We start from the raw sequence: 13,278 nt of genomic DNA, 5'->3' as shown, positions 1-13,278 counted from the left end.
CCCCCGCGCCTTTTATTTCCCACGCTTTCCCTGTTTTCTGGCCCTGTGTTCTGGCCCTGTGTTCTGGCCCTGTTGCTGGCGGCTTGCCGTTGGAGCGGCGACCGCCTGTATTCAGGCCGCGTTCTGCGCGCGGCTTTTCTTCCGGATCAGTGCATCGTCATCCATTCACGCGCTTCGCGCAGCGCCCGTGCCAGATCGGTCTTCGACATGCTGGCCGAGATTTCCGAGCGGAGTTCGGCAGCGCGGGCCGACCCCTTGATGGCTGCGATGTTGAACCACTTGTGCGCTGCCACCTGATCGACCTCGCAATCGCGGCCGGTGGCGTACATCATGCCCAGTTCAACGAACATGTCGGCCTGAGCCATCGTGCCCATGGTGCCGAAACCAGCGTCGTGCATTTCAAAACGTGCCATTTTCAAACCCCTGTCCCGTTGCGAGAGCGCCCCTTTCTTTGAAGCTGTGGGGCTGCTCTTCGATGCTTCCGAGAATGCAGCAGGCGCTTGAATTCGCCGTAAAAAGACGTGCTTAATTTGAAGAAAACAAAGCTAAAACAAGAGGTAAACGTGACCATTCGTTAACGATGGAAAGCCCGGCAATCGCTGGCTTTTGTCTCGAATTTTACGGAAAATTCGGAATTGAAATTCAACGCTTCGCTAACCAAGCCAAAGCATCGCTTTTCAGGCAGCGGTCATTTTCAGGCCGGAAAGGCTGCTAATATTTCTTGTCATCCTTCCCCAGCGGCACGGCTTTCGCTTTGCAAAAGAGTGGATTAGCCTGCGTTTTCGTAAGAGGAACGCAGTGCTCAGGGAGGAGACATGTTTCGCATTACCAGCGTGGCGGCACTCGCCATCATCATGACGGCCGGCGTTGCATTCGCCGATCCGATCGAAGGCTCGTGGAAGCGGCCGAACGGCACCGTGATTTCCTATGCTGGCGGCGGAGCCAAATATTGCGGCACCGTGATGACCGGAGAATACAAGGGCAAGTCGATCGGCTGCATGGAAGGCAGCAACGGCGCCTACAAGGGCACCGTGAACAAGCTGGACGAGGGCAAGACCTACAACGGCAAGGCCAGCGTTTCGGGCAACACGCTGTCGCTTTCCGGCTGCGTGCTCGGCGGGCTGATCTGCAAGAGCGAGAAGCTCACCCGTCAGTAAAGCTGCCTGCGCATCAACGGAAAAGGCCGCCGGTCGGAGCATGTCCACCCGGCGGCCTTTCCATTTTCAGGGAGCGGCTTTTCAGCCGCGCGCTGTCTGACCGAACAGAATTTTCTGCGCTTCCTTGTCGTCGGCCAGATTGTTGCGGTGATCCTGACCGACTTCCACCGCCTTCTGCACGGCGGGCCGCGCTGCGATCGCCTCGAACCAGCGCTTCAGGTTCGGAAATTCTTCCAGATCCTGTCCCTGATTACGGTAAGGCCGCACCCACGGGAATGACGCCATGTCGGCAATCGAATAGTCGCCGGCGAGATATTCACGGTCGGCAAGACGCTTGTTCATGACGCCGTAGAGGCGGTTGACTTCGTTGGTGTAGCGATCGATGCCGTACTGGATTTTTTCCGGCGCATACTGGCGGAAGTGATGCGCCTGTCCGGCCATGGGGCCGAGGCCGCCCATCTGCCAGAACAGCCACTGATCCACTTCAGTGCGTTGGCGCTCATCGGCAGGATAGAACCGCCCGAACTTGCGGCCGAGATATTGCAGGATGGCGCCGGATTCGAAGACGGAGATCGGCTCTCCATTCCATTTTCCATCCGAAGAGGGGCCTTCCGGATCGACGATCGCCGGCATGCGGTTATTGGGCGCGATCTTCAGGAAGGACGGCTCGAACTGCTCGCCACGCCCGATGTTCACATAATGCACCTCATAGGGGATGCCTGCTTCCTCCAGGTAGATCGTGATCTTGTGGCCGTTGGGCGTCGGCCAGTAGTGGAGTTCAATGGGAGCGCTCTGCGTCGTCATACGTCTTTCTCCGGCAGCTTGATGACCTGTTCAACCAGATAAGCGCTCCGCCGGCCGGCGCAATGCGCCGGTGTGGTTAAGGAGCGTCAATAATTTTGAACCTCACATGAACGGCCCTCTCAGAGAGGGTTCAGCCGGGCAATGCGATGCTGTTTCCAACATCAAGGGAAACGAGACATGCTCGCTCGCCGCTTCACCATCGTCTGTCTGCTGGCCACCCTCTTCGGCATCGGCTTTGCCATGATCGTCGCGGAAAACGGCCGCCAGCCCCGCCACTGGGAGCAGGTGCGAGCCGGAAAATGCCTCTTTGGCTGCACCAGCATCAGCCGCTGAAGCAGGAACGGAGATCAGGACCATGAACGCCATCACCGAAAACAGCCTGAGCTTCCTGCGTGTCCTGCCCCGCGCGCTGCTCATCCTCACCATGCTTGCAGCTCCGGTTCTCGCCGTTCCGATGGTGCGCGGGGATTTGGGCCAGACCATCGAAGCACCGTCGCTGAAGAAGAAGGGCATGGGCTTCGTGCTTCTGGTCAGCCTGCAGCGGGGCTGAGGATCAACAGCAAGCTCCATCAGCCCCCTTCCCCACCATCCTGCCCCGGCCATATAGTGGGCCATGGAAAACAGAATCTACCCGCAAGCCATCGAAACGATCATCACGCCGGAGCCGGTGAAACCACAGAGCTTCGACGATCCGGCCGCCATCGTCGCGGCGCTGCGCCGCATCTATGAGCGCAACACCCGGTTCCTGAGGGATTCCTTTGCCGCGCTTGCATCGGGCGGCGATACCGACAGGCGCTATCGGGCCTTCTATCCGGAAGTCGGCGTAACGACGACCTCGTTCACGCAGGTGGATTCGCGGCAGGCCTATGGCCACATGCCCCTGCCCGGCTATTTCTCGACCACCATCACCCGCCCAGATCTGTTCGAGACCTATCTCACAGAGCAGTTTCGCCTGATCATACGCAATCACGGCGTCCCGATCACGGTGCAGGAATCGACCACCCCCATCCCCCTGCATTTCGCCTTCCTTGAAGGCACCTATGTGGACGGCGCCGCGGCCGAGCGCATCCGGCGGCCGATCCGGGATCTGTTCGACGTGCCAGACCTCGACGGTATCGACGATCATATCGCCAACGGCACCTTCGACCTTGGGTTGGGCGAGATGCGCCCGCTGGCGCCCTTCACGGCGCAACGCATCGACTATTCGCTGCACCGGCTGCCTCACTACACGGCCACCAGCCCGGAGCATTTCCAGAACTTCGTGCTGTTCACCAACTACCAGTTCTATATGGACGAATTCGTCGCGCTGGCGCGCAAGCTGATGGCGGAAGGCGGCGGCGGCTATACGGAGTTCGTGGAGCCCGGCAATGTCGTCACGCAGGCCGGCGACCAGACCAGCCCGCAGAGCAATCTGGTGCGGCTGCCGCAGATGCCGGCCTATCATCTGAAGAAGCCCGGCCATGCCGGCATCACCATGGTCAATATCGGCGTCGGCCCCTCCAACGCCAAGACCATCACCGATCACATCGCGGTGCTGCGCCCGCATGCCTGGGTGATGCTCGGCCACTGCGCCGGCCTGCGCAACACGCAGGCGCTGGGCGATTATGTTCTGGCGCATGCCTATGTGCGCGAGGACCATGTGCTGGACGATGACCTGCCTGTGTGGATACCGCTGCCAGCGCTGGCTGAAATTCAGGTGGCGTTGCAGGAGGCTGTGGCGGAAGTCACCGGCCTTTCCGGCTACGACCTGAAGCGCATCATGCGCACCGGCACGGTCGCCACCATCGACAACCGCAACTGGGAACTGCGCGACCAGCGCGGGCCGGTGCAGCGGCTTTCGCAGTCACGCGCCATCGCGCTCGATATGGAATCGGCCACCATCGCCGCCAACGGCTTCCGCTTCCGGGTACCCTATGGAACGCTGCTGTGCGTTTCAGACAAGCCGCTGCATGGCGAGCTGAAGCTGCCCGGCATGGCCAGTGAATTCTACAAGCGTCAGGTGGCGCAGCATCTCACCATCGGCATCCGGGCCATGGAAAAGCTGGCGGAAATGCCGATGGAACGGCTGCATTCGCGCAAGCTGCGCAGTTTCACCGAAACGGCGTTCCAGTAGACCCGAACGGTTTCACTCGCCGTTGACCAGCCCCAGAATGAGGCGGTGGATGTTGGCGCCTTCCGCCATTTCCGCCCGGTCGAAATTGCTGCTGCGCTGACGCTGGCGCAGCGACGCAGCTCCGAGAGGCGCCTGAATATCCTGCCGGATTTTCTTGCAGCCGGGATCGTTTTCAGCGGTGACACCGATCGTGTTCGCCTCGATCTCGGCCACCATTTCCTTCATGTGGACGCCATGGACTTCCTCATGAAGCCTGATGCCCTCGATAAAGTTATCCCAGCGTTTCCTGGTATCCGGCGGCAGCGCCTGCGAGGGCTTGGGCAGGGTGTAGGTGATGATCAGGCGTGGCACGGCGGAGACCAGCGTGCATGACGTTCCCTGAGGCTGGTAGTTCCTGCGCCATGTGAGCTTGAAGGTGGTATGGGCGATCGCCCGCCCGACGCCGCTTTTCGGCCCGCGCTCGCCTATGGAACGGTAAAGCTCGATGCCGGTCCGGCCCGAAACAGGATAGTGCTCGACCCGCTCAATGATCTCGCCACCGGCAAAAGCAGGGCTGCCGGAGACAGCAGCAAGCAGGCAGACCATGTATAAAGATGCTGCAATGGTCGCCTTCAAGCGCTTTTCCCGATATTGAACGACTGTTTCCGGGCCGCATCCTATTCGAGCTTCAACGCACCATCAATGAGCCGCAATCAGAACCTCAAGAAGTCCGCATGAAAAGCAGATTGCGTTCCATCGCCACCGTCATCCTGTTCGGCGCTTCTCTGGCGCTTCTTCTGGGTTTTCTCAGCAGCGTTCATCCCGCATTCGATTCCTTCGCGCATTTCCGGGCGCATCTGGCGATTCTGACGATGGCGATCGCGCTTCCCCTGCTTTTTACGCCCGAAAGGCTGCTGGCCCTGTCGGCGCTGGTTTTTGCAGTGACCAGCTTTTCTTCCATCCTGCCGTTCATGCGTGTGCCGATGGTGCCGGCAGCCGCTTTTGCGCCGAAGCCGGCTGACAGCGCGGTATACCGGCTGCTTGAAATCAATCTGCGCTACAACAACCCGACGCCTGAAAAAGTGCTGTCGCTGATCGGCCGGATACAACCTGATGTGGTGACCCTCACAGAGGTCGGGTCGATGTGGGAGGAAAAGCTGGCGCTGCTGAAGCAGGCCTATCCTCAACAGCTTATCTGTCCGCGCATACGTCAGCCATTCAGCGTCGCCATCCTCTCGCGCCGACCGCTGGACGAAAGCCGCGAAGCGCGCTGCGCCGCGCGACTTTCACTGGCTGTTGCGCCGGTCGATTTCGGCGGCACCACGATCGATGTTGGCGCCATACATCTGGGCTGGCCCTGGCCACGGCCGCAGGCCCGACAGATATTCAGGCTTGAGCCACACCTTGCAGGTCTTGGTGACGACGCGATCGTGGCGGGAGACCTCAACGCCGCGCCATGGAGCGCTGCGGCGGCGAGTGTCGCGAAGGCAGGCGGGCTGATGCTCATCCCTTCGCCCGGTCCGACATGGATCCACAGGCTGTTGCCGAAGGCGCTGCTGTTCGCCGGTCTGCCGATCGACAATGTCTTCGCCAAAGGAAGCGTGATCGTCCACTCATCCGAGCGGCTGGAAGATATCGGCTCCGATCACGTTCCACTTCTCGTTGAATTTTCGATCAGACCTTCTTCGGACGAACCGGAAGACGAGCAGGAAAGCGCCACGGTTTTCCTGAGGCAACCGTTACGCCGAGACAGCCCCAGCATGTGAGGGACAAGAAAAAGCCCGACTGAACAAGCCGGGCCAAAATGCCTTACATGTTTGCGTAAACCGGCCCCTCGCCACCCTGCGGCGGCACCCAGTTGATGTTCTGGTTCGGGTCCTTGATGTCGCAGGTCTTGCAGTGAACGCAGTTCTGCGCGTTGATGACGTAGCGCACATCCTTGGCGGTCGGATCGGCCGCGGCATTGCCATCGGCATCCACCCATTCATAGACGCCCGCCGGGCAGTAGCGCGTCGAGGGACCGGCAAACACGTCGTGCTCGGAATTCACCTGCAGGGCCATGTCCCGGACGTGAAGGTGGACCGGCTGGTCCTCTTCATGGTTGGTGCCGGACAGGAACACGGAGGAAAGCCGGTCGAAGGTGAGAACGCCATCCGGCTTCGGATAGTCGATCTTCTTGTGCTTCGCGGCCGGCTCCAGCGAGGCGGCATCGGTCTTGCCGTGTTTAAGCGTGCCAAAGGGCGAGACGCCGAAGAGCGTATTCAGCCACATGTCCAGACCGCCGATGCCGACGCCGAGGATCGTTCCGAACCGCGACCACAACGGCTTGACGTTGCGAACGCGCTTCAGGTCCTTGCCGATGTCGGAACCGCGCCAGGCTTCCTCATAGGAAATGAGATCGTCATTGGCGCGCCCCGCATGAATGGCTTCCGCCACATGGTCGGCCGCCATGATGCCGGACAGCACCGCATTGTGCGAACCCTTGATACGCGGAACGTTGACCAGACCGGCCGAGCAGCCCATCAGCACCCCGCCGGGGAACGACATTTTTGGGACCGATTGCCAGCCGCCCTCGGTGATGGCGCGCGCGCCATAGCCGATGCGCTTGGCGCCCTCGAAGGTGCCGCGAATGGCGGGATGCGTCTTGAAGCGCTGGAATTCCTCGAACGGCGACAGATAAGGGTTCTTGTAGTTCAGATGAACGACGAACCCGACCGCGACCAGATTGTCCTCCAGATGGTAGAGGAACGAACCACCGCCGGTCTTCATGTCGAGCGGCCAGCCGAAAGAGTGCTGCACCAGACCCTGCTTGTGGTTCTCCGGCTTGATCTGCCAAAGTTCCTTCAGGCCGATGCCGAACTTGCCGGGCTCGCGGCCGGCCGACAGATCGTATCTGGCGATCAGTTCCTTGGCCAGCGATCCGCGGGCGCCCTCGCCGATCAGCACATATTTGCCCATCAGCGCCATGCCCGGCGCGAAATTCGGACCCTGCGTTCCGTCACGCTCGACGCCCATGTCGCCGGTGTAAACGCCGGTGACTGCGCCTTCATCATTGTAGATGACGCCGGCCGCGGCAAAGCCCGGATAGATCTCGACGCCGAGCGCCTCGGCCTTGCCGGCCAGCCAGCGGCAGACATTTCCCAGCGAAACGATATAGTTTCCGTGATTGTTCATCAGCGGCGGCATGAGGAAATTGGGCAAACGGATCGAGCCGGCAGGACCCAGAACCAGAAAATGGTCGTCGGTCACGGGTGTCCTGAAGGGATGATCGGCCTCTTCGCGCCAGTCAGGCAGCAGCTTGTCGATGCCGATCGGATCGACAACAGCGCCTGAGAGGATGTGAGCACCAACCTCGCCACCCTTTTCGAGAACGACCACGGAAAGCTCGGGATCGACCTGCTTCAGACGGATCGCTGCCGCCAGACCAGCCGGTCCCGCACCCACGATCACCACGTCGAATTCCATGCTCTCGCGTTCAATATCGCTCATCAATCCCTCCGCATCGGCTTGCTGATACTGTGCTGGCTCCCGCGCTCCATAGCGCATCAGTATGCGACGGGGAACCGGCAGAAAAAATTAGCGGCCATTTTCCCTTGTAACGTAAGGTCGCAGATTTTTACGTAAACGTAAACGTCAAAATATGATTGCAACCGGCTTGTTGTGAGCTTGAGGGCTGCCGATACACCGGCTTCCCCTCGGCCCGACGCCGCCTGCAGACATCTCGACACACGCCAACGCATAATTGAGTGTGCGCCAGCCCGCATATCGGCGATACTGGGCCAATGCGCACCTATGGATGGCCCGGCCTGCCGCAGTTGCGCCTCGCGAAATCGCTCGGCAGTGCCCGGAAACTTGCGGTTTTGACCTTTGTTCCGGTGATGCTTGGTGTTTTCCCGAGCCTCGCCGAAGAGAGCGGCATGTGGCCTGCGGGCTCCTATATGCTCTCCGACGAGCTCGGCGACTTCGTCATCACCGCGGTCGGCGGATCCGGCACGGCGGACGATCCGCTGGTGGTGCTGGAAGAGTTCCGCTCAGCAACCCCGGCCACACTGACAATACACAACGCGATCCGAAGGATGCCCCGCCTGCCTGGCCACGGTCACCTCATGGTGCTTTACCTGCGCATCGACATCCTGAACAACAGCGGTCACCCATGGATCGAATTTGAGTTCGAACTGCAGGAAGGGCGCGACCGGCCGAGCATCTTCGGCGACGGCCTTTCCTTCGACCAGCGCAACCGCTCTCCGGAAGCTATCTTCTCCAGCGCATTTTCCCGTTTCGACCGCAGCTTCGAACCTTATGACCGGCTGTTGTTCTCCGGCGGGCAGGTCGATCCGCTGAGCACCGCGTCGTTTCAGTTCGTGATCACCGATTTCACGCCGCGGTGGACATTCTATCTGGTGCAAGACCCGCGTATTCCCTCGTCCTGACTTGAAAATGCCGGCCGATACGCCGAATGTGGCTCCATGAGCGCAGCCACCCCTGACAGCATTGCCGACATCCACGCCCTGCTGGCTTTCTATGCCGAGGCTGGCGTGGACGAGGCGCTGGACGACATGCCGGCGAACCGATTCGAGGAGCGCGCGCCCCAGCCCCGACCTGTCGACCTGCCAGCGGCCGAAGTACAGGAACACCGGCCGCAGGCCGGGCGACAGGCACCGTCGCCAAGGACACCACCTGCCGAACGCCCGCCGGCCCAGCCGGCCACCGTTCCGGACAGCCAGCAGATCGCCTTTGCGCGCGAGCTTGCGGCAAGCGCCGCAACGCTCGATGAGCTGCGAGAGTGCATGGCCGGGTTCGAGGGATGCAATCTGAAATTCACAGCCAAGAACATGGTTTTTGCCGATGGAAACCCGCAGGCCAACGTGATGTTCGTCGGCGAGGCTCCTGGACGGGACGAGGATCTGGACGGCAAGCCGTTCGTCGGGCGTTCCGGCCAGCTTCTGGACCGCATGCTGGCGGCCATCGGGCTCGACCGCAGCAGCGCCTATATTTCCAACGTCATCCCGTGGCGCCCGCCGGGGAACCGTGCGCCGACCCCGCAGGAAACCGAGATCTGCCGCCCCTTCATCGAACGCCACATCGAACTGGTAAAACCGAAGGTTCTGGTACATCTGGGCGGCGCTTCGGCCAAGACCCTTCTGAACACCACGGAAGGGATCCTGAGATTGCGCGGAAACTGGCGCATCTACAGCGGGGCCGCAGGTCTGGAAATTCCGGCCATGCCGACATTGCATCCGGCCTATCTGCTGCGCACCCCGGCGCACAAGCGGCTGGCCTGGCGCGATTTTCTGGAAGTTAAGATGAAGCTGCGCGCGCTTTCGTAGGCGCACGCCATCCATGCTGTGCCGCAGATTCAGCCCTGCGCAGGCGTGACCTTGACCGCTCTTGCCCGCTCCAGACCCAGCCGGCGCTCGCGGAAGATGATAAACAGCCCGGCCGCGACCACGATGGTGCCACCGATCAGCATGTAGATGCCCGGCAAATCCCCGAACAGCACGTAACCGATGATGATGGCGAGGATGATCGAGGTGTATTCGAAGGGCGCGACCACCGAAATCTCGGCATGGCGATAGGCCGCGGTCATGAAGATCTGAGCCACACCGCCGCAAATGCCGCTGGCAATCAGCAGCATGGCCTGATGAGCCGTGATCGCTTCCCAGCCGAACGGCAGGGTGCCAAGCGAAATGACGCTCGCCATCAGCGAGAACCACAGCACGATGGTGGCGGTGCGCTCGCTGCCGACAAGGTTACGCACAAGGATCGCTGCCAAAGCGGAGGTCGCCGCACCCGCCAGCGCCGCGACCACCCCCATCACCTGCTGATCTTCCATCGCCCCGCCGGAGCGCAGCATGGTCAGTTCGGGCCACGAAATGATGATGACACCGACGAGCCCGATGGCGACGGCTCCCCATCTGTACATGCGGATCGGCTCGCCCAGAAACAGGGAACTGAACACGACGACCATCAAGGGCTGCGCATAATTCAGGGTGATCGCATCCGCCAGCGGCAGCCGCGCCAGCGCAAAGAAAATCAGTCCCATCGAACAAACGCCGACGAAGCCACGCGCCATATGCCCAAAGGGTCGTTCCGTTGCGAAAGCGGTTCTCAGCCTTCCCTTCAGGCCGAGGAAAAGAAGGATCGGAAACATCGCGAAGAAAGACCGGAAGAACACCACCTGCCCGGCCGGCAAGGCGCCGGCTGCCTTGATGAACGAGGACATGCCAACGAATATCACCACCGAAATGATTTTCAGACTAATGGCGGTCAGAGGCCGGCTGTTTTCAGGCGTGAGATTACTCAAATTGGTCCCGCATTCTTCGTCTGTGGATACTCCCCACCTGACGCAGGCTTCCCGACGCAGGCCCTCATCATGTAAAGAACACCAACCGGATTGTCTTGAGCCAAAAGGTGAAGGCGGGCTGCCACGACTGCATCGGGGCAGAGAAGGAAAGAGAGCATATGCGTACAGATACAGGTCAGGTTTTCAGGCTCGAGGATTACCGGCCAAGCGACTACCTGATCCCCCGGACGCATCTGACCTTCCGGCTTGATCCGATCCGGACGATCGTGATCGCGGATCTGACCATCGAAAGGCGCGCCGGCGTTGATCCATCCGCTCCGCTGATCCTCGATGGCGACGACCTCAATCTGAAGCGCATCGAACTGGACGGCATCGAACATACGGCCCATGAAGCGACGCCCGAGCGCCTCGTGCTGAAGGATCTGCCCGAAACGGCACAGTTCCAGCTAACGATAGAAACCGAACTGGAGCCTGACCGCAACAAGGCCCTGATGGGGCTTTATCGTTCCAATGGCGTCTACTGCACCCAGTGCGAACCGGAAGGCTTCCGCCGCATCAGCTATTTTCTGGACCGGCCGGATATCCTGTCGGTCTATCATGTCCGCATCGAAGCACCGCGCGCTGAGGCACCGCTTCTGCTCTCGAACGGAAATCCCGTTGACAGCGGCGAACTCGACAATAGCCGGCATTTTGCCGAGTGGCACGATCCCCACCCCAAGCCGTCTTACCTGTTCGCACTGGTGGCAGGCGATCTCGGGTGCCTGCGCGACAGCTTCACCACCATGGGCGGCAGGAAGGTCGACCTCGGCATTTATGTCGAGCACGGCAAGGAGAGGCTTGCCGCCTATGCCATGGATGCGCTCAAGCGGTCGATGAGGTGGGACGAAGAGGTGTTCGGGCGCGAATACGACCTTGATGTTTTCAACATCGTCGCCGTTTCCGATTTCAACATGGGCGCGATGGAGAACAAGGGCCTCAACATCTTCAACGACAAATATGTGCTGGCCGACGAGGCGACCGCGACCGACACCGATTTCGCCAATATCGAGGCGATCATCGCGCATGAGTATTTCCACAATTGGACAGGCAACAGAATCACTTGCCGCGACTGGTTCCAGCTCTGTCTGAAGGAAGGCCTCACCGTTTTCCGCGACCATGAGTTCTCCGCCGACCAGCGCTCGCGCGGCGTGAAGCGCATCGCAGAGGTGCGCGCACTGAAGGCGCTGCAGTTTCCCGAGGATCAGGGACCGCTTGCCCATCCGGTCAGGCCGCGCCGCTATCGCGAGATCAACAATTTCTACACGGCGACCGTGTATGAAAAGGGCTCTGAGGTGGTGCGCATGCTCGCCACCATTCTGGGCAGGGAAACGTTCCGGGCCGGCATGGACCTCTATTTCGAGCGCCATGATGGCGAGGCCTGCACGATCGAGGATTTCCTCAAAGTGTTCGAGGATGTCTCGGGCCGGGACCTTTCTCAGTTCGGCCTCTGGTACAACCAGTCCGGCACCCCCAACCTGACCATCAAACCGAGCTACGAGGCAGGCACGCTGACACTCGAAATCGAGCAGTCGGTGCCGCCCACCCCGTCCGAAAGCCGCAAGCGCCTCATGCACATTCCACTGGCCTTCGGCCTCATAGGCAGCGACGGCAGGGAATTGCAGTGGAGCTCGGCGGAAGGCGGCACGGTGGACGGCGGCGTCATCCATGTGCGCAAGCGCAGCCAGAAGCTTCGGTTCCACGGTGTTGCCGAACGGCCGGTCCTCTCGCTCAACCGCGGCTTCTCAGCGCCCGTCACGCTCGCGGTCGAGCAGAGACCGGAAGACCTGATCTTCCTCGCCCGCCATGACAGCGATCCATTCGGGCGCTGGCAGGCGTTCAACACGCTGCTTACCGAAGCCCTCATCGCAGCCTACAGATGCGTTCTCGGCGGCAAGGCAACGGTTTTCGAGGACAGCATCGCCCGCCTGGCCGGCTCCATAGCGGCCGATGACGATCTGGAACCAGCCTATCGCGCCCTTGCCATCACATTGCCGTCGGAAGCCGACATTGCCCGCGATATCGGTAAGGATATCGATCCCGATGCTGTGCTTGTCGCCCGCAAGGCGCTGGTGGGCTTCATAGCAGGCGCCAACCGTGACAGCTTCCATGCGCTTTACCAGCACCTCCATGATACGGGACCTTTCAGTCCCGATGCAGCGGCTGCCGGACGGCGCGCCTTGCGCAACGTCCTGCTGGGGTATCTCGCCCGCAGCAATGACGGCACCGACATCGCCACAAGTCACTTCACGCACGCGACCAACATGACCGACCTGATCGCCGGCATGGGCACGCTTGCGCATGAGCATCCCGGATCGCCGCAGGCCCGCGCCGCCCTCGCCGATTTCGAGCGGCGCCATGCCGATATGCCGCTCGCCATGGACAAATGGTTCCAGATTCAGGCCACCGTGCCCGGCGAGCACGCGCTGGAAACGGTGCGCACCCTGATGCGGCACCCCTCGTTCTCCATCGATAACCCGAATCGGGTGCGGTCACTGATGGGAAGCTTCTCCGCAGGCAACCAAAGCGGGTTCCATCGCGCGGATGGAGCGGCCTATCTGTTCTTCGCAGAGGCGCTTATGGATATCGACAAGCGCAACCCGCAACTCTCCGCCCGCCTTGCCACGGCGTTCCGGTCCTGGCGTTCGCTTGAGCCGATACGTCAGGAAAAGGCGCGGCAGGCACTGGTTTCCATGGTGAAAATGCCCGGCATATCAGTCGATCTCGGGGACATTGCCGAACGCTCTCTGGCGTAGTCATTCACCCGTCGCAGCGATCTTTTTACGCCGTGCCTCTGGACAAGGCGAATCAGCTTTGATTCCTTAGGGGCGATTCGGATGTTCAGTGTAGCCGGATCTTCAAACGGGACATAGTTGGGGAGTGCC

The 13,278-nt window shown here is 60.9% G+C and carries 13 protein-coding genes; 8 read left to right on the top strand and 5 right to left on the bottom strand.

Features of this window, described 5'->3' with window-relative positions:
• Positions 1-146: 146 nt before the first annotated feature.
• The gene (locus tag HNR59_RS08505) at positions 147-413 is read right to left on the bottom strand and encodes a sel1 repeat family protein (RefSeq protein ID WP_183828614.1); all 267 of its coding nucleotides are present in this window, start codon (positions 411-413) and stop codon (positions 147-149) included.
• 402 nt (positions 414-815) lie between these two features.
• On the opposite strand from HNR59_RS08505, the gene HNR59_RS08500 reads away from it, so the two are divergent.
• The gene (locus HNR59_RS08500; RefSeq protein WP_183828611.1) at positions 816-1,157 is read left to right on the top strand and encodes a DUF2147 domain-containing protein; all 342 of its coding nucleotides are present in this window, start codon (positions 816-818) and stop codon (positions 1,155-1,157) included.
• A gap of 81 nt (positions 1,158-1,238) precedes the next feature.
• On the opposite strand, the gene HNR59_RS08495 is transcribed toward HNR59_RS08500, so the two are convergent.
• Positions 1,239-1,961, bottom strand: coding sequence for a glutathione binding-like protein (locus tag HNR59_RS08495; RefSeq protein ID WP_183828608.1), 723 nt, complete (start codon positions 1,959-1,961; stop codon positions 1,239-1,241).
• Between the two features lie 177 nt (positions 1,962-2,138).
• On the opposite strand from HNR59_RS08495, the gene HNR59_RS08490 reads away from it, so the two are divergent.
• From HNR59_RS08490 to HNR59_RS08480, 3 genes are all read left to right on the top strand, one after another.
• Positions 2,139-2,294 (top strand): hypothetical protein, encoded by a 156-nt coding sequence (locus HNR59_RS08490; RefSeq protein WP_183828605.1) that lies wholly within the window; start codon positions 2,139-2,141, stop codon positions 2,292-2,294.
• 22 nt (positions 2,295-2,316) lie between these two features.
• Positions 2,317-2,511 carry a hypothetical protein gene (locus HNR59_RS08485; RefSeq protein WP_183828602.1) on the top strand — a complete coding sequence of 65 codons (195 nt, stop codon included), beginning with the start codon at positions 2,317-2,319 and terminating at the stop codon, positions 2,509-2,511.
• A gap of 63 nt (positions 2,512-2,574) precedes the next feature.
• Complete coding sequence (locus HNR59_RS08480; protein WP_183828599.1) at positions 2,575-4,074, top strand: AMP nucleosidase; 1,500 nt, start codon at positions 2,575-2,577, stop codon at positions 4,072-4,074.
• 12 nt (positions 4,075-4,086) lie between these two features.
• Here HNR59_RS08480 and HNR59_RS08475 read toward each other — a convergent pair whose 3' ends face one another.
• Positions 4,087-4,659, bottom strand: coding sequence for a DUF922 domain-containing Zn-dependent protease (locus tag HNR59_RS08475; RefSeq protein WP_183831456.1), 573 nt, complete (start codon positions 4,657-4,659; stop codon positions 4,087-4,089).
• 128 nt (positions 4,660-4,787) lie between these two features.
• Here HNR59_RS08475 and HNR59_RS08470 point away from each other — a divergent pair, with 128 nt between their 5' ends.
• The gene (locus HNR59_RS08470; protein ID WP_183828596.1) at positions 4,788-5,819 is read left to right on the top strand and encodes an endonuclease/exonuclease/phosphatase family protein; all 1,032 of its coding nucleotides are present in this window, start codon (positions 4,788-4,790) and stop codon (positions 5,817-5,819) included.
• A 43-nt stretch (positions 5,820-5,862) separates the two neighbouring features.
• Here HNR59_RS08470 and HNR59_RS08465 read toward each other — a convergent pair whose 3' ends face one another.
• Positions 5,863-7,542, bottom strand: a complete 1,680-nt coding sequence (locus HNR59_RS08465) for an electron transfer flavoprotein-ubiquinone oxidoreductase (protein WP_183828593.1) — start codon at positions 7,540-7,542, stop codon at positions 5,863-5,865.
• A 326-nt stretch (positions 7,543-7,868) separates the two neighbouring features.
• On the opposite strand from HNR59_RS08465, the gene HNR59_RS08460 reads away from it, so the two are divergent.
• Both HNR59_RS08460 and HNR59_RS08455 read left to right on the top strand, forming a co-directional pair.
• Positions 7,869-8,483: a hypothetical protein gene (locus tag HNR59_RS08460; protein WP_246374542.1), complete on the top strand. Its 615-nt coding sequence runs from the start codon at positions 7,869-7,871 to the stop codon at positions 8,481-8,483.
• Positions 8,484-8,519: 36 nt separating this feature from the next.
• On the top strand, positions 8,520-9,380 hold the full coding sequence (locus tag HNR59_RS08455; RefSeq protein ID WP_183828590.1) for a uracil-DNA glycosylase: 861 nt from the start codon (positions 8,520-8,522) through the stop codon (positions 9,378-9,380).
• Positions 9,381-9,409: 29 nt separating this feature from the next.
• Here HNR59_RS08455 and HNR59_RS08450 read toward each other — a convergent pair whose 3' ends face one another.
• Complete coding sequence (locus tag HNR59_RS08450) at positions 9,410-10,357, bottom strand: DMT family transporter (RefSeq protein ID WP_246374541.1); 948 nt, start codon at positions 10,355-10,357, stop codon at positions 9,410-9,412.
• A 158-nt stretch (positions 10,358-10,515) separates the two neighbouring features.
• Here HNR59_RS08450 and pepN point away from each other — a divergent pair, with 158 nt between their 5' ends.
• On the top strand, positions 10,516-13,149 hold the full coding sequence (pepN, locus tag HNR59_RS08445) for an aminopeptidase N (RefSeq protein WP_183828584.1): 2,634 nt from the start codon (positions 10,516-10,518) through the stop codon (positions 13,147-13,149).
• The last annotated feature ends 129 nt before the right edge of the window (positions 13,150-13,278 follow it).

Source organism: Aquamicrobium lusatiense (assembly GCF_014201615.1).
GTDB lineage: Bacteria > Pseudomonadota > Alphaproteobacteria > Rhizobiales > Rhizobiaceae > Mesorhizobium > Mesorhizobium lusatiense.
This window is presented reverse-complemented; position numbering and strand designations above follow the sequence as displayed.